Raw genomic sequence first — 18380 nt, 5'->3', positions numbered from 1 at the left:
TCAGGTGCACGCGCGGATCACGTGCACCCTCGGATCACGTGCACGCTCGGATCAGGTGCGCCCGAACCGCGTCCGCGCGGTCCCCGTGTGCCCGGGTGGGGTCAGGGCTTGCGCCCCACGGCCCCGTAGCCGGGGATCACACCGTCGTCCTGGCCGGCCACCGGCTCCCCCAGCTCGGGGTGCCACTCGTGGGGCACCCGGACGCCGGGCTCCACCAGTTCGAGACCGTCGAAGAAGCGGGTGAACTCCTCGCGGGAGCGCAGGGCCAGGGTGACGCCCGCGGCCTTGAGCTTGTCGGTGGCGGCCTTCGACTCCTCGGGGGTGAAGTCCGCCGTCGCGTGGGAGACGACCAGGTGGCTGCCGGAGGGCAGTTCGGCCATCAGCCGGGCGACCAGGTCGTGCGCGCCGTCCTCGTCGGGGACGAAGTGCAGCAGCGCGATCAGCGAGAGGGCGACGGGTTGCGTGAAGTCGAGGACCTTCCGGGCGGCCTCCACGATCGTGTCGGGTTCCCGCACGTCCGCCTGGAGGTACTCCGTGACGCCCTCGTCCGTTCCCCTGAGCAGGGCCTCGGCATGTGCCAGCACGATGGGGTCGTTGTCGCAGTACACGACCCGTGCGTCGGGCGCGGCCCGCTGGGCGATCTGGTGGAGGTTCGGCTCGGTGGGGATCCCGGTGCCGACGTCGAGGAACTGGCGTATGCCGCGGTCGGCCAGCCACCGGGTGGCGCGGTGCATGAAGGCGCGGTTGACCCGCGCCATCACGGGCACCCTCGGGTCCAGGGCGAGCATCTGCCGGCCCATGGCCTCGTCGACGGGGTAGTTGTCCTTCCCGCCCAGGTACCAGTCGTACATGCGGGCCGGGTGCGGCTTGCTGGTGTCGATGCCGACAGGGGGTCGTTCGCTCATGAGGCACTCCGTAACGGGCTGTGGGGGTCGGTGATCGATTCAGTCGGCTCAGTCAACTCGGTCACCTCCGGTACCGGCAGGGAGCCGGTCGTGGGGGACGGGGACGGCCCACCGGGGCGCATCGGTGTCCGGTGGAGCGTGGTGGGTCGGTTCGGGCGGATCAGTGGGACCGTGGTGCGTGACGGACCGTTCGGACGGACCGGAACGGGCGACGGACGGGTCGGAACGGGCGACGGACGGACCGGAACGGGCGACGGACGGGTCGGAACGGACAACGGACGAGGTCGGGGACGGGCCGGGTGCGGGCCGGGGGGCCGGTGCGGAACCGACGGGGCCGGGACGACGTGACGCATACGACGAATACAAGGCGAGGACGCGCGCAGGAACGATGCGGCGGGCTGGACCCAAGTCGGTCTCAGGCCACCAGGAAGTCCGCCTCTCCCGCCTTGGCGCCCTCGATGAACGCCGTCATCTCGGCGGTGGTGTAGATGAGGGCGGGCCCGTCCGGGTCGGTGGACTGCCGGACGGCGATCCGGCCGTCGTCGAGCTTCATGGCCTCCAGGCAGTTGCCCCCGTTGCCGCCGCTCCACGGCTTGTGCCAGCCCTCGCTGCCGAGTTCCCGCGCGGGCATGCCGTTGTAGATGCGCCGGCCGGGAACGCGCGGCTGGGGCAGGGATGTGACGTTCATTCAGAGCTCCTTGCGGAGATCCCGGAGGATCTCCTTCGTGCGATGTGCGCCGGCGGCCTGTGCCGCCATGCGGTCCATGACCTCGAGGTGGGTGGCCACCTCGCTGCGCGCGTCCAGGTAGACGGCGCCGGTCAGGTACTCGCTGTAGACCATGTCCGGAAGTTCGGGCATGGCGAACCGGAAGATCACGAAGGGCCCGTACGTGCCCGGGTGCGGGCCGCCCGCGAACGGGGCGACCTGCAGGGTCACGTGGGGCAGGTGGGCGACGTCCAGGAGCCGGTCGATCTGGGCCCGCATCACCTCGGACCCGCCGACCGGGCGGAGGAGGGCGGTCTCGTCCATGACGAACCACAGCCGGGGGGCGTCCTCACGGGTGAGCAGGTCCTGCCGCTGCATGCGCAGGTCGACGTGGCGTTCGATGTCCTCGGGCCGGGTCTGGCCGATGGCACCCGAGCGCAGGACGCCCCGGGCGTAGTCCTCCGTCTGCAGCAGCCCGGGGACGAAGTGGGGTTCGTAGCCACGGATGAGGGAGGCGGCTCCCTCCAGGCTGACGTACATCGAGAACCAGCCGGGCAGGATGTCGTGGAAGCGCTGCCACCAGCCGGGGCGGTTGGCGTCCTCGGCGAGGCGCACGAAGGCGTCGGCCTCCTCGTCGGCGACCCCGTACGCCTTGAGCAGGAGCTGGAGGTAGGGGATCTTGAGGGCGACCTCGGCCGTCTCCATGCGGCGGACGGTGGCCGGGGCGACGCGGAGGATGCGGGCCGCCTCCTCGCGCTTGAGCCCCGCGCGCTCCCGCAGGTCCAGCAGGCGCCTGCCGAGAACGACCTGCCCGACCGTCGGCGCGGACCGCGGTTCGCTCACGCTCCACCTCCACGACAAAGGATTCCTGACAGCCCGGCGGCGCCATTCGAAGACACGTTCGAACGACATTTTCATTCGAATCCCCATTCGAATGAATCGAGCCGTCGACGGTCCCAACTGGCGCCGCGCGAGGTGCTGTTGCGAGCAGTGTGCCACGCCCGTCCAGACCGTCACACAGCACTCTGCAATTTTCAGAGTGACACTTGCCAAGTGTTCCCGGCGGGGCGATAGTGGCAAGCGTGATTCCGTCCGTGCCCTTAGGAGCAGACGCCGCCGCGGGCCCCGTCGCTCTCGGTGCCGCGCCGGAAGCCACCCCTGCGGGGGTCGCTGCCGAGCGCCGGTTCCGCTTCGAACTGGCCGCCCACCCGGGTTCCCCCGCACAGGCCAGACGCCTGACGAGGGCCCGGCTGGACGGCTGGTCGGTGTGCGAGGACACCTGCGACACCGCGGCCCTGGTCGTCTCCGAACTGGTCACCAATGCCATCGTGCACACCGCGAGCAGCCGTGTGGTCTGCGAGCTGCACGACGGTGACGACCTGCTGCGCATCGCCGTGCAGGACGAGGGCTGCGCTCCGGGCAAACCCCGGGCCAACACCCGGCAGGGGACGGACGAGGAACACGGGCGCGGCCTGCTTCTCGTCGAGGCCCTCTGCCAGTCCTGGGGCGCTCACGAGCAGGGACTCGGGCTGCTCGTCTGGGCCGATCTGCCCCGCGGGCCCCGCGCGCCGCGCGACTCCGGCGAACCCCGCGACGACCTCGGCTGGGGCGCGCGCCCCAAGCCCGGGCCGGCCGAGGGGCCGGACGACGCCGAACCCGAGGGCGAGGGCGACGGCGCCCGTACGGCGAGCCGCACCCACCCCGGGCCCCGGGCCCGCCACGGCGTGCCGCACAGCCGGCACCGGGGAGGCGAGCGGGCGTGACGGGTGCACCGGTCCTGACCCTGGACTCGCTGGTCCGCCTGCGGCGCGCCCTGCCGACGGCCCCGGGGACCCCCCGGCGGCTGCCCGTGCCGGACGGGATGACGGCTCCGATGGGCTGCGACGCGGTGGCGGTGCCCGCCCGTTTCGGCCCGATGGTGATGCCCCGGCTGCCCCGGGTGGGGTGCGTCTACGCCGATGAGACGCACTGGTGGTGGCTGGTCCCGTCCGACTCGGACTACGCGCTGGAGTGGCCGGCCCCCGCCCGCTACGCCACCGGCGCGCTCCTCCCCGGCGCCCCGGACCTGCCCGGGCTGATCCACCGCCCCGACGGCACCCTCCCCTACACCCCGCCCATACCTCTCTATCTGGCCGTGTGCCGTCTGACCGGGACGACGCCCACCTGGTCCCGCCCGATCAGCGCCTGAGGCCCCGCTCCCGCCGAACCACCGCCACAGCCACCGGCCACAGCCACCGAACACCGCCCACCGGTCCGGGCCGGCGCCCATCGTCGTCCTGCTCCCGGCCGCCCCCGGTGTGCGACCACGGCCCCCGCAGCGTCCGTGACACCCGTCCGCCCCCGTGACACCCGGCCGTGCGCCCCTGCCTCCGGCACGGCGTGCGGGCCGGTCCCGCGCTCCCGGCCCGCCTCGGACCGCCTCCGCCGCCCCGTCCCGTGAGGTCGTGCGCCCGCGCGCATCGTCCGCCCTGGTCCACGCCCTGCCCCTGCGGTTCCCGCGCCGGAAGAGTGACCGTTCGTCCGGAAGGGGCGTCCGGAAGGGGGGGGAGGTCGTCGGTGGGAACCACACGGGAACCGGGCGCGGAAGGGCCCCGGCGACAGGACCGGCGGAGGCCGGTCACGGGAGAGCCGGGACCCGGACGGACGGGCCCGGCGGGGCCGGACCGGGAACCGGACCCCGGGGTGCAGGCTTCGTAGGACCTGCGGGCCTCGCAGGACTCGTAGGACGTGCGGGCCTCACGGGGCTCGACGGCTGTGGGAGCCCCGCCCGGCTCGAAGGGCGTGCGTGCGGGCTTCGCCGGGCTGGTGATCAGGTACTCGGGGTGATCCGGGTGCCCGGTCCGGTCGCGCCACCCGGAGGGCGTGGCCCCGGGGCCGACCGGGGTGGGCGGAGCGGGCTCACGCCGCGGCATCACCGCTGCCGTCGCCGCTCCGTACGATCACCAGGAACATGTCGGTAGCGAGGTCCATGACAACTTCGGCGGGCAGTCCCTCGAGGCGTCGCGCCTGCGCGAACTCCTCCGCGGGCCATGACCCCCGCGGCCCACCTGCGGGAAAGCGTTCGAGCACTGTTCGCCCGTTCACCCTGCCACCTCCATGTAGCGCTGTACTCGTAGAGTTAAACGCCAACCATGGGGCGGATGCCTCGTTCAGTGACGGTACTGAGACGTAGTTGACACTCGTTCACCGCCACGTGTGAGCCCGGTCTCAGCTTTTCGGAGTATCCGGTCACCTTTCGTATCAGTCGTCGTACTCGTCGTGATAACGGATCGCCTCCCCGCGGGCGCCCCGTAGGACGACGCACGCCCCTTCGGCTCCTCCCACGGCTCCTGACGTCCGAGCGCGGTGAGGTCGAGCAGGCTGGTGGTCGACCCGAGCCCGTCGAGGCCGCGCTCGTAGGTCGAGTAGGTGTGGAAGATCCGGTCGCCGTCCCGCAGGAAACAGCTCAGGCCCGGCCGGTCGACGCGGTGGCCGTGGTGCTCGCGGGTCGCCTCGAAGTCCTCGTTGAAGTCCCGGCCGTCCGGGTCGGGGAGGGCCGAGTACCAGGGCACCGTCCGCCTCCCCCGGTCCCGCACGGTCGAGCCCCCGTTTCTCGCCGGTCACGTTTCTCGCCGGTCACCCGCTCCCCGCGCTCAGCGAGCACCGCGTGCCCGTGGTGCAGGGCGGCGGTCGCGACGGCCCCGGCGGCCTCGGTCAGCCGGCCTGGGGCGCGGTGTCCGTGGGGCCGGGGCTCCGTCGGGCGCGTGCGGCGGTCAGCGGTAGGTGCCGGCGTAGGCGTCCGTCGCGGCGACCAGGGCCTCGTCCCCGGCCGGTCCGGCGTCGTGCCCGGCCTCGTCCACGACCACCAGCTCGCTGTCGGGCCAGGCATGGTGCAACCGCCACACGATGCCGAGCAGGTTGCCGAAGTCGAGGCTGCCCTGGACCAGGGTGCCGGGGATGCCCTTCAGCAGGTGCGCGTCCCGCAGGACCACGCCCTCGTCGCAGTCCTCGTCGCCGAGAAAGTGGTCGTTGGCCCAGTAGTGGGTGACGGTGCGGGCGAAACCCTGGCGGAAGTCCGGGTCCTCGAACCGCTCGACCGAGCGTGGCGGCGCGGGGATCGTGGCCGTCTCCCAGTCGGTCCAGGCCCGCGCCGCCCGGTGCCGCACCCGCGGATCCGGTGACTCCAGCAGCCTGTTGTACGCGGCGGCCGGATTGCCGTCCCGCTCGTCGGCGGGCAGTGCGGCGAGGAACCGTTCGTAGGCCTCCGGGAAGAACCTGCCCAGCCCCCTGGTCAGCAGGTCGACTTCGGCCCGGGACCCCGTCGCGACCGCCGTCAGCACCAGTTCGGACACGACACCCGGGTGCGTCTGGGCGTAGCGCAGACCGAGCACCGACCCCCAGGAGGCGCCCCACACCAGCCACCGTTCGATGCCCAGGTGCGTACGCAGGCGCTCCAGGTCGGCCATCAGGTGGGCGGTCGTGTTCACGCTCATGTCGGTGGCGGGATCACTCGCCGGGGGCGTGGACCGTCCGGCGCCGCGCTGGTCCAGCAGCACGATGCGATACCGCGCGGGATCGAAGTAGCGCCGTGCCCGTGGACCGGTGCCGCTGCCCGGGCCGCCGTGCAGGACCACCGCGGGCTTGCCCCGGGGATTGCCGCAGGTTGCCCAGTGGACGCGGTTGCCGTCGCCGACGTCGAGCATGCCGTGGTCGTGGGGTTCGATCTCCGGGTAGAGGCTCATCGCCGCACCGTAGCGCGTGGCACCGGGCGGGTTCAGCTCATTTCCCGGCGGGCAGCCCGGCCGTCGACGCCGCCCTGAGCAGGACCTCGCGGAGCATGGCGGGGGTGAGCCGGCCGGTGAAGGTGTTGCGCTGGCTGACGTGGAAGCAGCCGAAGACGTCCAAGCCGTCGCCGTCCGGGGCGGGCAGCGTGACACGGGTGCCGTGAGCGAAGGCCGGCCGGGGGCGGGGAACGGTCCAGCCCGCCTCGGCGAACGCGGGCAGCGCGGCCTGCCAGCCGAAGGCGCCGAGGACGACCGCGGCCCGGACGGTCGGCCGCAGCAGCCGCAGTTCGCGGACCAGCCACGGGCGGCAGGTGTCCCGCTCCTCGGGGGTGGGCTTGTTGGCGGGCGGCGCGCAGTGCACCGGTGAGGTGACCCGCACGCCGTGCAGGGCGAGGCCGTCGTCCGCGTGCACGGCGGTCGGCTGCGAGGCGAGGCCCACGTCGTACAGCGCGCGGTACAGCACGTCCCCGGAACGGTCCCCGGTGAACATCCGGCCCGTGCGGTTTCCGCCGTGTGCGGCGGGGGCGAGGCCGACGATCAGCAGCCGGGCGTCCGGGGGCCCGAAGCCGGGCACCGGCCTGCCCCAGTACGTCTGGTCGGCGAAGGCGGCACGCTTGGTGCGGGCCACCTCCTCCCGCCAGTCGACCAGCCGCGGGCAGGCACGGCAGCCGGCGATGCGCCGGTCGAGACGGGCGAGGCCGGAGGCGTCCGGGGAGCCGGACCGACTCGGGACGCCGGGCCGCTCCGGGGACCCGGGCGGGCCCGGGGACCCGGACTGACCGGAGGACCCGGACTGACCGGAGGACCCGGACTGACCGGACGGGGGTCGTCCGGCGTGGCCGGACGGTCCGGAAGAGGAACCGGACGGACCAGGCGAGGGGCCGGATGGTCCGGCCGGTCCGGAAGGGCCGTTGGGGGTCATGTCTCCACGGTAGGGGCCGTGGAGACCGCGGGCGCCGGCGCGGGCATCGGTCGTTCCCCGGCCTCGGCGGGACCGGTGGACCCGCCGGATGTGCCGGATGCGCCCGGTACACCGCACGTACCGGATGTGTTCGGTGCACCGGGTGTGCCGGAAGCCGGCGGTCCGTCACCACGGCGAATCCACAGCAGGGTCCCGGCGAGCAGGACACACGCGGTCAGCAGCCAGGGCAGGGGGCCGGGGGCGAGAGCGCCGACCACCACGCCGGTGACGGCCCCGACCGACTGCTGGGCGAGCGACTGCACCGACAGGGCGGTGGCCCGGGCGTCTCCGGGTGTCCGCCGGTGCAGCAGTTCGTTCTCGTTCGGGCCCGCCATGCCGAGCCCGAGGTAGACCAGACCGAATGCGGCGACGACGAGTCCGGTGGAAACCGGGTGCGACCAGGCCGCCGTCGCACCGAGCAGCAGCAGACCGACCGTGGCGGTGCCCAGCCCGGCCAGCACCGCGCGCTCGCCGCTGCCGGTCAGCCGGGCCGCCGGCGGAGCCAGGTGGCTGCCGAGGCCGGCACAGACGAAGCCTCCGCAGGCCAGCGCGGCGAAGAGCAGGGCACCCGACTCGGGCGCCCCGGTGAGCGACACGGCGCGGCCCGGCATGAGCAGTTCGATGGCGGCCACGGCGCTGCCGGCGGCGGCCGCGCTGAGCAGGACCCTGCGCACCATCGCGTCCCGCCCGCCCAGCCTCACACCGCTCAGCACAACTCCCGGGATGCCGCGCAGCACCGAGCGGGCGGTGACCGGCGGCCGTGGCAGCTCGCGCAGGGCGGCCAGTACATAACAGAGGAAGAGGACCTCGACGGCGGCGCCCAGCAGCACCGGGACGGACAGCGGCAGCACCAGGCCGGAGGTCGCCTGCGTCAGCCGGGGGCCGAGATCCGCGGTCCGGCCGAGCAGCCAGGGCACGGAACCGCCGAGCACGAGCCCGAGCGCGAGGGCGGCCGAGGTGGCGGAACTGCCGCGGGCCAGGCCGGTGCGCAGATCGGCGTCGGGTCCGGCGGCCGACTGGACGGTGTCCACGTACCACGCCTCCGCCGGGCCGCTGGCGAGGGCCCGTGCGGTCCCCATCAGCACCATGCCGAGGACGAGCACCCACGCGGTCCCGGCAAGGCCCACGATGAGCAGGGCGATGGCGTTGAGGGCGCCCGCCGCGGCGAGCACCGGCCGGCGTCCGAGCGCGTCGGACAGTCCACCGGTGGGCAACTCCACCGCCGCGACGGTGAGGGAGTGGGCGGCGAAGAACCCCGCGATGGCCGCGAGCGCCATGCCGCGCTCGGTGAACAACAGCACCAACGGCGCCATGGCCAGTCCCGGGGGCAGCCAGAAGAGCGCGCAGACGATGACGTACCGGCGGCGGGCGGTCTTCAGCGCCGCCCCGGGTCCGTGCCCGGCCGCCCCGTGGAGCACGCCGCCCGAGCCCTGCCGCGGAGTACCGGTCACACTGCACCCCCGGTCCCGGAGTCCCGGGTGCCGCCGGGAGCACTCCCGTCACCGGCGGCCCGGTCGGTGCCGCCGTCGCCGTCCCGGACGTCACTGCCGTCACTGCCTGCGCCGCCGTCCCCGCCCTTGCCGCCGTGGTGGTCGTGGCGGTGGGGGATGTCGTCGGTTCCCTCTGCGGGTGGTGCGGCCAGGGGCAGTCCCGCGGCGACGAACGCCACCCGGCGGGCGCGTGGGTCGTGCTCATCGCGTGCGGTCAGTTCGTCCAGCGTGCGAGCCAGCACCTCCCACAGTTCGGTGAGCGATTCGGGGGTCAGCAGGGGCATGTAGTCGTTGATCCCGGAGGGCTCGACCCACTCCCGGCCCAGCCGCCCCGCGGCCAGGTCCTCCTCGTGCCGGGTGAGCGACGCGTCCAGGTGGGCGACCTGGCGCCGCCGGGCCAATCCGACGTAGGCGCGGCCGACCGTGGAGGACTCCATCGCCTCGTTGCTCCAGGACGTCACGGTGTGCACCGCCTTCCAGCGCCGCTCCCGCCCGTCACGGTGCTCCGCCTCGGCGATGAAGGCGTGCTTCGCCAGCACCCGCAGGTGGTAGCTGGTCGACGCCGACGACTCCCCCGTCCGGTCGGCCAGCTCACTGGCGGTGGCCGGCCCGTCCTGACGCAACAGCCCCAGCAGCCGGATGCGCAGGGGGTGCGTGAGCGCCTTCAACGCGGCGGTGTCGCGCTCGGGATCGAGGACACGCCTGTGCTCGTCACTGACCATGCGGTGAGCGTAGAGGAGCGGAACCGGTCTGCAAAAGAGATTTTGCAAAATTATTTTGGGGAATGCGGGCTCTCGGCCCCCGGTGGAGACGGACAGCGGCCCGGGGAGCGGTAGGGCGAGAACGGAGAGGGGGAGAGCAGGGAGAGAGGGGAGCAGGAAGAACGGGGGGAACGCGGGGAACGCGGGCAACGGGGAGCGATAGGGTCGGAAGCATGGCTTCTGAGGGTGCGGAGGACGACCGGACGCGGGGGACGGACGGAGCCGGTGACGCGTCGGCGACCCAGGACGCGCCGACCGGTCCGGAGCCGACTGCGGCCCCCGATCCCAAGGTCGCCGCCGCCGTGGCAGCCGCCGAGGCGGCCGGGCCGCCGGCGGGCGGCAGCGTCCGGATCGACAGCTGGATCTGGTCCGTGCGCCTGGTCAAGACGCGTTCCCTCGGCGCCTCGGCCTGCCGCGGGGGACATGTACGCGTGAACGGCGAGCGGGTGAAGCCCGCCCACGCGGTACGCGTCGGTGACGAGGTACGGCTGCGGCACGAGGGCCGTGAGCGGGTCGTCGTCGTGAAACGGCTGATCCGCAAGCGGGTCGGTGCCCCCGTGGCCGTTCAGTGCTACATCGACAACTCGCCGCCGCCCCCGCCCCGTGAGGCCTTCGCTCCGGCCGGTGTCCGCGACCGTGGCGCGGGCCGTCCGACGAAGCGTGACCGGCGTGAGCTGGAGCGGCTGCGCGGACTCGGAGCAGCCGGCGGACTGGGCGGTCTGCCGCCCGGCCCCGGTGCCTTCGGCGACGCCGACGCAGCGGACCCGGCCTCCCCGTTCACTGCCCCCCGGGACCACGACGGTCCGGGGGTCGCTGCCGGTCGCCCCCGTGAGCGAGGCGGCAGGCGCAAAGGCACCGACCGCCGCACCCGCGGCAAGCGGTAAGCGGTAAGCGGTAAGCGGTAAGCGGTAAGCGGTAAGCGATGGGACCCCGCGCATCCCGGCACCCTCCGCATGGTGAGCGGACGCCTCACAAGCCGTTCTAGTGCCGTAGCAGGCAACGTTTGCCCTGTTGCGATGTGACGCGCCGTCCCGGCGCTGGGCCGGGCGGCGCGTGTGGCTCAACCGCATAGCAGCCCAGTTCACCGCCCTGCGCTACTTCACCCTCGACGGCACCGACCACGCCGACCACAAGGAGCAGGGCAGCATGATCCGCCGCTACATCATCTGGCGAGACCGCCACGCCGACGACCCAGCGCCTGCGCGCCGTTGTCAACAGGGCCAGCGTCGCCTGAAACCGCATGAAGGCAGAGAAGATGACCACAGAGACCGACCGTGTCGACCACGAGCTGATCCGGGCGGCGGCGCACGTCGCGGCCACACGCTGCCGGGGCGACAACCACACCATGGCGGCTGCGGCCCGCGCCGGGGACGGCCGGATCGTCACCGCGGTGAACGCCTATCACTTCACCGGAGGCCCCTGCGCGGAGCTGGTCCTCATCGGCGCCGCTGCCGCCCAGGGCGCCTATGACCTGGACACCATCGTCGCCGTGGGCGACCGCTACCGAGGCGTCGTGCCCCCATGCGGCCGCTGCCGCCAGGTCCTTCGTGACTACTTCCCAGCCTTGATGGTCATCGTCGGGAGAAACGACAGCCTCCGGATGGTGCCCGTCACCGACCTGCTTCCCGAAAGTTACATCTGGGCGGACCACCAGCTCGACGCCGAGGAAAGCGCACCACTCAGCACGAGCTGACGCCCCAGGCGGTTACAGGGCAAACGTTGCCTGCTACGGCACTAGGAGTTGTCGTCAAATGTCACGCCCACATCAGCAGCGATGCGCGGGTGACGGCTGCTTGGTAGGACTCGGCGGTCTTGTCGTAGCGGGTGGCGATGCCACGCCATTGCTTGAGGCGGTTGAAGCACCGTTCGACGACGTTGCGCCGCTTGTAGACCTGCTTGTCGAAGGCCGGCGGACGTCCGCCCTGGCTGCCGCGCCGGATCCGGTTGCGAACCTGGTCGGACCGTTCCGGAATGGTGTGCCGGATGTTCCGTCGCCGCAGCCAGGTGCGTATGGCCTTGGAGCTGTAGCCCTTGTCGCCGATGACGTGGTCGGGTCGGACCCGGGGCCGTCCCGGACCCGGCCGGGGCACCCGAATCGCCTCCATCACGGCGGTGAACTGCGTGCAGTCGTTGGTGTTCCCGCCGGTGACGGTAAAGGCGAGCGGGCGGCCGACGCCATCGCAGGCCAGGTGGATCTTGCTGGTCAGACCGCCTCTGGACCGGCCGAGTCCCGGGGAGTGGAGCCCCCTTTTCGCGCTCCGGCCGCGTGCTGGTGGGCTCGGACGATCGTGGAGTCGACCGACACCAGCCACTCGATGTCCCCGGCCGCGTCAGCCCTGGCCTGGGCGGCCCGGAGCATCCGCTCGAAGGTGCCGTCCTTGGCCCACCGGCGGAAGCGGGTGTGCAGCGTCGCCCAGGAGCCATACCGCTCGGGCACGTCCCGCCAGGCCGTTCCGGTCCGGAACTTCCACACGATCCCGTTGAGGACCGTCCGGTCGTCCAGCCGTCTGCGGCCCCGCTCGGACCGGGGCAGCAGCGGCTGCACGAAGGCCCACTCGGCATCGGACAGTTCATGGCGACGTATCACCCGACCATGATCCCCGATCGAAGATCATTTGACGACAGACCCTAGGCCCGGCGGGATCGGTCCCATGCCGCACCCCGCTCGGGCCCGACCGGCCCCGCCTCTCCTCCTCGCCCCACGCCCGGTGCTACGCCTGCGCCGACGCGCTCCTCTTCCCCCGCAGCAGGCTCAGCAGGTCGGCATTGTGGCCGCGTCGCGACCAGGCGATCAGGACGAGCGGCACCATCAGGATGAGCGGCGTCGCCGCGAACTCGCCGTCGAAGACGGCGACCTGCACCACGAAGGCGCCCACCATCAGCGCGCTCAGTCCGGTCGCCGCCGCCGACTGCAGCACCGGGACCAACAGGCCGACCGCCCCGGCGAGTTCCAGCGCCCCGATGGCGTACATCCCCGCGCTCCCCCAGCCCATCGTCTCGAAGGACTCGGCGGCCGAGGAATGGGCGATCAGCTTGGGCAGTGCGCTGGCGAACGCGAAGAACAGGGCGAGCAGGACCTGGACGACACGGAGCGCGACGCGACCCCGCCGTACCCGCTGGGGCACCGAGGGACTCGGGACGGGCCCCTGCCCGACGATGGAGGCCGAGGCGGTGGTGGCCGAGGTGGAAGCAGCGGAAGCGGTGGTGGCGGAGGCGGAGGCGGTGGTCTCGGACATCGGGGTCTCCTGTGGTGAACGCGTTCGGTGGTCGTGTCGCTGTCACAGGTAGGACCCGTGCGTGCCTCGGAACTCATCGGTCGGCGCGCACCGTTGTTCCCGCGGTGTGTCCCTCAGCCCTTCGTGTTCCCGTGCTGTGTCTCTGAGCCCTCCGGGTTCCCGTGCAGTGTTCCTCGGCCCTCCTCACCCCCTCCGCCGCCCGATCCTCCCGCTCCGCCGGCCGGAACCGCCCGCACCCACGTCCGGTCCTCCGTCAGATACCGGTCCACTCTCAGTCCCTCCTCCTCCAGTGCCTGCTCGAACTCCTCCCGCGTCATCGGGCGGGACCGGAACGTCTGGGTCCAGGTGGCGTCGGGGAACTCGTACTCCGCGTGGACGGAGACGACACCGTCGCCGACCGGTGTGGCCGAGCGGATGCGCACGGTGAATCCGGCCGGGTCCACGCGCTCGCGCGGCACATCGGCGTGGTAGTCCTTGCCCTCGCGCTGGATGAGGACGCAGCCCCCGTCCGCCACGTGCCGCACGCAGGTCCGCAGCAGACCCCGCCGCACGGCACGGTCGCCCGCGTGCACCAGGAAGGAGCCCAGCAGCACCACGTCGAACCGCTCGCCCAGGGCGAGCCGCTCTATCGGGCCGCACACCGTGCGGGCGCCGCGCACCCGCTTCAGCATCTCGGCGGACTCGTCCACCGCCGTGACCGGGAATCCGCGCTCGACCAGCGCATGCGTGACACGGCCGGCGCCGCTCCCCAGTTCCAGCAGCCGCGCCCCGGGCGGCACCGCGGCAGCGATGACGTCCGGCTCGTCCCCCACGGGGAGCCGGGCGTAGAGCTCCACCGCACAGCCGTCGGGTGTGATCGCCCCCGGCCCCGTCCCCGCGTATCCCTCGCGCACGCTCGTCTCCATGTCCGTTCCAACGGGCAGAATCCGCACGTGCGTTCCGCAGCCCGAACGGATTCACTCGACCGAGTGAGACAGTGAAGGGAACGGGCTCCCGGTCCGGGAACCCGCACATCTCGGGGTCACGGACGGGACGGTGATCGTGATGCGTACCGGCAGTGAACCGGTGACCGCGCGCAGTGCTCTGCGGCTGCGGTTCTGGCTGAGTGTGTGGGGCGTGGCCTGGACGGTGTTCGGCACCGCCGCCTTCGCGCTCACGGACCGTCCGGGCTGGGCCCTGGCCTGCGGTCTGCTGTGGCTCGTCATGACGGTCGACCTGATCATCGTGATCCGGCACATCCGCCGGGGCCCGCACTACCAGCCGGGCCGCGACGTGCCCCCGTACCTGCCGCCCAGGGACCCGCCGTGACACCGGCCGGACGGGCCGCGGCGTCCCGGCCGGGCGGCGGCCCGCCCGCTACGCGTCGAAGCGGGCGGCCTGGAGGTACTCCGGGTTGGGGTCCAGGGCAGCCGCCAGGCGGAAGTGGCGCTTGGCCGGGTGGGCGCGGCCCTGCCGCTCGTAGGTGCGGGCCAGGGCGAAGTGGGCGAAGGCGTTGTCCGGCTCCCGCTCCAGGACGAGCGAGAACTCCAGCTCGGCGGCGCGCAGCTGGGCCGCCGCGAAGAAGGCCCGGGCACGCAGCAGGCGGGCCGCGGTGTTCTCCGGATGCATGTCGATGACGCCGTCGAGCAGTTTCACCGCACCCCGCGGGTCCCGGGCGGCGAGCAACTGCTCGGCGGCACGGAAGTCGATGACGTGCGTCTCCGGCGTACGTCCGGTCGAACCGCTGGTCTCGGGCACTGCGGCGTCCTTCCCCTGGTCGAACGTCTTTCAACGCCTCCGGACCGGCCCGCTATTCCCGCCCGCCTCCCGGGCACGCCTCTCGCACCGCGCGTCTCGCACCGCGGGTCTCACACCACGCATCCGGCACCACGCGCCTCGCACCGCGCATCCCGCACCGCGCGTCCCGTCCCGGCGTCGGCCGGGCCGACGCCGTCCGCCCGTCCCTACCCGGCCCCCGGCCGCGGGGACCGGTCCTTCGACTCCTTCGCCCGGCGGACGAGGTCGGTCCAGACGGCGTCGACCCGCCGCTCCAGCTCGTCGAGCGGCACGTCGTTGTCGATGACGACGTCCGCGACGTCCCGGCGCTGCTCGCGCGTGGCCTGGGCGGCCATCCGCGCGCGGGCGTCCTCCTCGGTCATGCCGCGCAGCCGGACGAGCCGGTCGAGCTGGGTGTCCGGGCTCGCCTCCACGACGATCACGAGGTCGTAGAGGGGGGCGAGGCCGTTCTCCGTGAGCAGCGGCACGTCGTGCACGACCACCGCGTCGTCGGGGGCGGCCTCGGACAGTTCCGCGGAGCGGGCGCCCACCAGGGGGTGGACGATGGAGTTCAGCGTCGCGAGCTTCTCCGGGTCGGCGAAGACGATCGATCCCAGCCGGGGCCGGTCCAGGCTGCCGTCCCCGGCGAGCACGTCCTCGCCGAACGCCTCCACGACCGCCGCGAGCCCGGGGGTTCCGGGTTCGACGACCTCCCGTGCGATGCGGTCCGCGTCGATCACCACGGCGCCGCGCTCGGCGAGCAGCCGCGACACCTCACTCTTGCCGGCGCCGATGCCGCCGGTCAGGCCCACGGACAGCACGACCGCGCCTCCCCCTCTGTCGGTCCCGCCGGGGCGGGGACGGTGTGACCCGGTGAGCAGCCGACCGGGCGAGGGGCAGCGTATCCGATCAGCCGTCGCCCTCCCGCTCGGCCAGGAAGCGTTCGAACTCCCGGCCGATCTCGTCCGCCGACGGGATGTCGACCGGCTCGGCGAGCATGTTGCCCCGGGTCTCGGCGCCGGCGGCGGCGTCGTACTGGTGCTCCAGGCCCTGGATGAGAGCGGTGAGCTCGTCGTCGCCCTCCTGGACCTGCCGGTCGATCTCGGTCTGGGTGCGCTGGGCGGCGGTGCGCAGCGTGTGGGCGATGCCGGGCAGGACCAGACCGGTGGCGGCGGTGACGGCCTCCAGGACGGTGAGCGCCGCGTCCGGGTACGGGGAACGGGCGATGTAGTGGGGGACGTGGGCGGCGACACCCAGGACGTCGTGGCCGGCCTGCATCAGCCGGTACTCCACGAGCGCCTCGGCGCTGCCGGGCACCTGGGCCTCGTCGAAGGGGCTGCTGTGGCCCGGGACGAGGTCGGTGCGGTTGCCGTGCGGCGTGAGCCCGACCGGGCGGGTGTGCGGGACGCCCATCGGGATGCCGTGGAAGTTCACGGCCAGGCGGACGCCGAGCCGCTCGACGATCTGGCGGACGGCCGCGGCGAACCTCTCCCACTCCACGTCCGGCTCGGGCCCGGACAGCAGCAGGAAGGGCGCTCCGGTCGCGTCCTGGACGAGGCGGACCTCCAGGGCGGGGTCGTCGTACTCCGTCCAGCGGTCGCGGGTGAAGGTCAGCAGCGGGCGGCGGGCGCGGTAGTCGATCAGCCGGTCGTGGTCGAAGCGCGCGACGACCTGGTGGGGCAGCGAGCCGAGCACCCGGTCGACGATCTGGTCGCCGGTCTCCCCCGCATCGATGTAGCCGTCGAAGTGGTAGAGCATGACCAGGCCGGCCGACTCCTGGGCGAGCGCCATGTCGACGACGGCCAGCCCCTTCGGCTCCCATGCGTACAAACCCTGCGGATCAAGCACAGTGACCGCTCCTCCTCGTGTCCGTACAGGACAACGTGCCATGCGGCACCGACATTCCCAGGTGGGGGGACTTCCGTGGTGCTGCCGAGAGCCGGGGAGCCGGGGCGTGGTGGAGGCCGACGGTGTGAGGGCGCCGGTGTGAGGGCGCCGGTGTGAGGGCGCCGGGTGGGGGGCGGCCGACGGGGACGGCGGCGCCGAGTCCGCCGCGCGGTCGGGCCGGGGGGTGCGTCCGGGCAGCACCGAGGGCCCGCACCCCGGAAGGTGCGGGCCCTCGGTCAGAGATCGGTCGGACCTCTGCGGCTTGCCTCAGCGGCCGCGATCAGCTCTGGCCGCCGGCCAGCTTCTCGCGCAGGGCGGCCAGCGCCTCGTCCGAGGCCAGCGCGCCGGAGTTGTCCGGGCCCTCGGAGGAGTACGAACCGCCACCGGACGCGACCGGAGCAGCGGCGTCGCCGCCACCCTCGGCAGCGGCCTTCTCGTCCGCCTCGCGGGACTTGATGACCTGCGCCTGGTGCTGCTCGAAGCGGCTCTGCGCCTCGGCGTACTGGCGCTCCCACTCCTCGCGCTGCTTCTCGTAGCCCTCGAGCCAGTCGTTGGTCTCGGGGTCGAAGCCCTCGGGGTAGATGTAGTTGCCCTGGTCGTCGTAGGACGCGGCCATGCCGTACAGGGTCGGGTCGAACTCGACCGCCGACGGGTCGGCACCGAAGGACTCGTTGGCCTGCTTCAGCGAGAGGCTGATGCGACGACGCTCGAGGTCGATGTCGATGACCTTGACGAAGATCTCGTCGTTGACCTGGACGACCTGCTCCGGGATCTCCACGTGGCGCTCGGCCAGCTCGGAGATGTGGACCAGACCCTCGATGCCCTCGTCCACGCGGACGAACGCACCGAACGGAACCAGCTTCGTGACCTTGCCGGGCACGACCTGGCCGATCTGGTGGGTCCGGGCGAACTGCTGCCACGGGTCTTCCTGCGTCGCCTTCAGCGACAGGGAGACGCGCTCGCGGTCCATGTCGACGTCGAGGACCTCGACCGTGACCTCCTGGCCGACCTCGACGACCTCGGAGGGGTGGTCGATGTGCTTCCAGGACAGCTCGGAGACGTGGACCAGACCGTCGACGCCACCCAGGTCCACGAAGGCACCGAAGTTGACGATCGAGGAGACGACGCCGGAACGCACCTGGCCCTTCTGGAGGGTGGTGAGGAACGTCTGGCGGACCTCGGACTGGGTCTGCTCCAGCCAGGCACGGCGGGACAGGACCACGTTGTTGCGGTTCTTGTCCAGCTCGATGATCTTCGCCTCGAGCTCCTTGCCCACGTAGGGCTGGAGGTCGCGGACGCGGCGCATCTCGACCAGGGAGGCCGGGAGGAAGCCGCGGAGGCCGATGTCGAGGATGAGACCACCCTTGACGACCTCGATGACGGTACCGGTGACGATGCCGTCCTCTTCCTTGATCTTCTCGATGGTGCCCCAGGCACGCTCGTACTGCGCGCGCTTCTTCGAGAGGATCAGGCGGCCTTCCTTGTCCTCCTTCTGGAGGACAAGGGCCTCGATCTCGTCGCCGACGGCGACGACCTCGTTCGGGTCGACGTCGTGCTTGATCGAGAGCTCGCGGCTCGGGATGACACCTTCGGTCTTGTAACCGATGTCGAGCAGGACCTCGTCCCGGTCGACCTTCACGATGACGCCGTCGACGATGTCGCCGTCGTTGAAGTACTTGATCGTCTCGTCGATCGCTGCGAGGAATGCTTCCTCGTTACCGATGTCGTTGACCGCTACCTGCGGGGTGGTGGCGGTGGTCTCGGTGCTGCTCGTCATGTGGGAAAGGGCTCCGGTACGGACATTGAAGTCGTAGGTACTGCTACGCCGGAGCCCGTTTCGCTCTGTAGAAGCCGGACAGCCAAGGAAGCGCCCCACCAGGAACTGGTGGTGACGCCTCGAGAACCGAGGGGACATA

Annotated in this window: 19 protein-coding genes and 3 pseudogenes; 6 read left to right on the top strand and 16 right to left on the bottom strand. The window is 72.4% G+C overall.

Annotated elements, in window-relative coordinates:
• Positions 1 to 101: 101 nt before the first annotated feature.
• The 3 genes from ACSU53_RS23840 to ACSU53_RS23830 all read right to left on the bottom strand — a co-directional run bounded on the left by ACSU53_RS23840 (position 102) and on the right by ACSU53_RS23830 (position 2454).
• Positions 102 to 905, bottom strand: a complete 804-nt coding sequence (locus ACSU53_RS23840) for an SAM-dependent methyltransferase (RefSeq protein ID WP_437030815.1) — start codon at positions 903 to 905, stop codon at positions 102 to 104.
• Between the two features lie 415 nt (positions 906 to 1320).
• On the bottom strand, positions 1321 to 1593 hold the full coding sequence (locus ACSU53_RS23835; protein WP_437030813.1) for a DUF397 domain-containing protein: 273 nt from the start codon (positions 1591 to 1593) through the stop codon (positions 1321 to 1323).
• On the bottom strand, positions 1594 to 2454 hold the full coding sequence (locus ACSU53_RS23830; RefSeq protein ID WP_437030811.1) for a helix-turn-helix domain-containing protein: 861 nt from the start codon (positions 2452 to 2454) through the stop codon (positions 1594 to 1596). It lies immediately after the preceding gene.
• Between the two features lie 203 nt (positions 2455 to 2657).
• On the opposite strand from ACSU53_RS23830, the gene ACSU53_RS23825 reads away from it, so the two are divergent.
• Together ACSU53_RS23825 and ACSU53_RS23820 are read left to right on the top strand one after the other, a co-directional pair.
• On the top strand, positions 2658 to 3374 hold the full coding sequence (locus ACSU53_RS23825) for an ATP-binding protein (RefSeq protein ID WP_437030809.1): 717 nt from the start codon (positions 2658 to 2660) through the stop codon (positions 3372 to 3374).
• A complete protein-coding gene (locus ACSU53_RS23820) occupies positions 3371 to 3799 on the top strand; it encodes a hypothetical protein (RefSeq protein WP_437030807.1) in 429 nt (142 codons plus the stop codon). The genes ACSU53_RS23825 and ACSU53_RS23820 overlap by 4 nt, the downstream gene beginning before the upstream one ends.
• Positions 3800 to 4509: 710 nt before the next feature.
• Here ACSU53_RS23820 and ACSU53_RS23815 read toward each other — a convergent pair.
• The 6 genes and pseudogenes from ACSU53_RS23815 to ACSU53_RS23790 all read right to left on the bottom strand — a co-directional run bounded on the left by ACSU53_RS23815 (position 4510) and on the right by ACSU53_RS23790 (position 9547).
• Positions 4510 to 4695 carry a hypothetical protein gene (locus tag ACSU53_RS23815; RefSeq protein WP_260829667.1) on the bottom strand — a complete coding sequence of 62 codons (186 nt, stop codon included), beginning with the start codon at positions 4693 to 4695 and terminating at the stop codon, positions 4510 to 4512.
• A 156-nt stretch (positions 4696 to 4851) separates the two neighbouring features.
• Positions 4852 to 5165, bottom strand: a pseudogene (locus tag ACSU53_RS23810) (DUF899 family protein); the annotation flags it as partial.
• 198 nt (positions 5166 to 5363) lie between these two features.
• Entirely contained in the window at positions 5364 to 6332 is a 969-nt protein-coding gene (gene pip, locus ACSU53_RS23805; RefSeq protein WP_437030805.1) for a prolyl aminopeptidase, read from the bottom strand.
• Positions 6333 to 6369: 37 nt separating this feature from the next.
• Positions 6370 to 7050, bottom strand: a complete 681-nt coding sequence (locus tag ACSU53_RS23800; RefSeq protein WP_437033375.1) for a uracil-DNA glycosylase — start codon at positions 7048 to 7050, stop codon at positions 6370 to 6372.
• Positions 7051 to 7292: 242 nt separating this feature from the next.
• Entirely contained in the window at positions 7293 to 8753 is a 1461-nt protein-coding gene (locus ACSU53_RS23795) for an MFS transporter (RefSeq protein ID WP_437033373.1), read from the bottom strand.
• Between the two features lie 29 nt (positions 8754 to 8782).
• Entirely contained in the window at positions 8783 to 9547 is a 765-nt protein-coding gene (locus ACSU53_RS23790; RefSeq protein WP_437030803.1) for a helix-turn-helix domain-containing protein, read from the bottom strand.
• A 212-nt stretch (positions 9548 to 9759) separates the two neighbouring features.
• Here ACSU53_RS23790 and ACSU53_RS23785 point away from each other — a divergent pair, with 212 nt between their 5' ends.
• The 3 genes and pseudogenes from ACSU53_RS23785 (at position 9760) to ACSU53_RS23775 (ending at position 11279) form a co-directional block, all read left to right on the top strand.
• Entirely contained in the window at positions 9760 to 10470 is a 711-nt protein-coding gene (locus ACSU53_RS23785; protein ID WP_437030801.1) for an RNA-binding S4 domain-containing protein, read from the top strand.
• A gap of 172 nt (positions 10471 to 10642) precedes the next feature.
• Positions 10643 to 10820 (top strand): annotated as a pseudogene (locus ACSU53_RS23780) (IS630 family transposase); the annotation flags it as partial.
• A 21-nt stretch (positions 10821 to 10841) separates the two neighbouring features.
• Complete coding sequence (locus tag ACSU53_RS23775; RefSeq protein ID WP_437033372.1) at positions 10842 to 11279, top strand: cytidine deaminase; 438 nt, start codon at positions 10842 to 10844, stop codon at positions 11277 to 11279.
• A gap of 61 nt (positions 11280 to 11340) precedes the next feature.
• Here the strand turns inward: ACSU53_RS23775 and ACSU53_RS23770 are convergent.
• From ACSU53_RS23770 to ACSU53_RS23760, 3 genes and pseudogenes are all read right to left on the bottom strand, one after another.
• A pseudogene (locus ACSU53_RS23770) lies at positions 11341 to 12131 on the bottom strand (IS5 family transposase).
• A gap of 166 nt (positions 12132 to 12297) precedes the next feature.
• A complete protein-coding gene (locus ACSU53_RS23765) occupies positions 12298 to 12822 on the bottom strand; it encodes a DoxX family protein (RefSeq protein ID WP_437030799.1) in 525 nt (174 codons plus the stop codon).
• Positions 12823 to 12935: 113 nt separating this feature from the next.
• Positions 12936 to 13727 carry a class I SAM-dependent methyltransferase gene (locus ACSU53_RS23760; RefSeq protein ID WP_437030798.1) on the bottom strand — a complete coding sequence of 264 codons (792 nt, stop codon included), beginning with the start codon at positions 13725 to 13727 and terminating at the stop codon, positions 12936 to 12938.
• A gap of 139 nt (positions 13728 to 13866) precedes the next feature.
• On the opposite strand from ACSU53_RS23760, the gene ACSU53_RS23755 reads away from it, so the two are divergent.
• Positions 13867 to 14130, top strand: a complete 264-nt coding sequence (locus ACSU53_RS23755; protein ID WP_437030796.1) for a DUF6343 family protein — start codon at positions 13867 to 13869, stop codon at positions 14128 to 14130.
• Between the two features lie 48 nt (positions 14131 to 14178).
• Here ACSU53_RS23755 and ACSU53_RS23750 read toward each other — a convergent pair whose 3' ends face one another.
• The 4 genes from ACSU53_RS23750 to rpsA all read right to left on the bottom strand — a co-directional run bounded on the left by ACSU53_RS23750 (position 14179) and on the right by rpsA (position 18241).
• Positions 14179 to 14559, bottom strand: coding sequence for a tetratricopeptide repeat protein (locus ACSU53_RS23750; RefSeq protein ID WP_362088967.1), 381 nt, complete (start codon positions 14557 to 14559; stop codon positions 14179 to 14181).
• Positions 14560 to 14765: 206 nt separating this feature from the next.
• Positions 14766 to 15398, bottom strand: a complete 633-nt coding sequence (gene coaE / locus ACSU53_RS23745) for a dephospho-CoA kinase (RefSeq protein WP_437030794.1) — start codon at positions 15396 to 15398, stop codon at positions 14766 to 14768.
• An 88-nt stretch (positions 15399 to 15486) separates the two neighbouring features.
• Entirely contained in the window at positions 15487 to 16425 is a 939-nt protein-coding gene (locus tag ACSU53_RS23740) for a PAC2 family protein (RefSeq protein WP_437030792.1), read from the bottom strand.
• 319 nt (positions 16426 to 16744) lie between these two features.
• Positions 16745 to 18241, bottom strand: a complete 1497-nt coding sequence (gene rpsA, locus ACSU53_RS23735) for a 30S ribosomal protein S1 (RefSeq protein WP_437030790.1) — start codon at positions 18239 to 18241, stop codon at positions 16745 to 16747.
• Between the last annotated feature and the right edge of the window lie 139 nt (positions 18242 to 18380).

The sequence above is a fragment of the Streptomyces sp. enrichment culture genome, assembly GCF_964273255.1.
Taxonomy (GTDB): Bacteria; Actinomycetota; Actinomycetes; order Streptomycetales; family Streptomycetaceae; genus Streptomyces.
The sequence above is the reverse complement of the archived record's forward strand: the minus strand, read 5'-3'. Positions and strand labels throughout refer to the sequence as shown.

Bases quoted from the DNA above. Each gene is read 5' to 3' on its own strand.
- ACSU53_RS23775 (WP_437033372.1), top strand. From the start codon at position 10,842: ATGACCACAGAGACCGACCGTGTCGACCACGAGCTGATCCGGGCGGCG.
- ACSU53_RS23755 (WP_437030796.1), top strand. From the start codon at position 13,867: ATGCGTACCGGCAGTGAACCGGTGACCGCGCGCAGTGCTCTGCGGCTG.
- ACSU53_RS23785 (WP_437030801.1), top strand. From the start codon at position 9,760: ATGGCTTCTGAGGGTGCGGAGGACGACCGGACGCGGGGGACGGACGGA.
- ACSU53_RS23765 (WP_437030799.1), bottom strand. From the start codon at position 12,822: ATGTCCGAGACCACCGCCTCCGCCTCCGCCACCACCGCTTCCGCTGCT.
- rpsA (WP_437030790.1), bottom strand. From the start codon at position 18,241: ATGACGAGCAGCACCGAGACCACCGCCACCACCCCGCAGGTAGCGGTC.
- ACSU53_RS23840 (WP_437030815.1), bottom strand. From the start codon at position 905: ATGAGCGAACGACCCCCTGTCGGCATCGACACCAGCAAGCCGCACCCG.
- ACSU53_RS23760 (WP_437030798.1), bottom strand. From the start codon at position 13,727: ATGGAGACGAGCGTGCGCGAGGGATACGCGGGGACGGGGCCGGGGGCG.
- ACSU53_RS23790 (WP_437030803.1), bottom strand. From the start codon at position 9,547: ATGGTCAGTGACGAGCACAGGCGTGTCCTCGATCCCGAGCGCGACACC.
- pip (WP_437030805.1), bottom strand. From the start codon at position 6,332: ATGAGCCTCTACCCGGAGATCGAACCCCACGACCACGGCATGCTCGAC.
- ACSU53_RS23835 (WP_437030813.1), bottom strand. From the start codon at position 1,593: ATGAACGTCACATCCCTGCCCCAGCCGCGCGTTCCCGGCCGGCGCATC.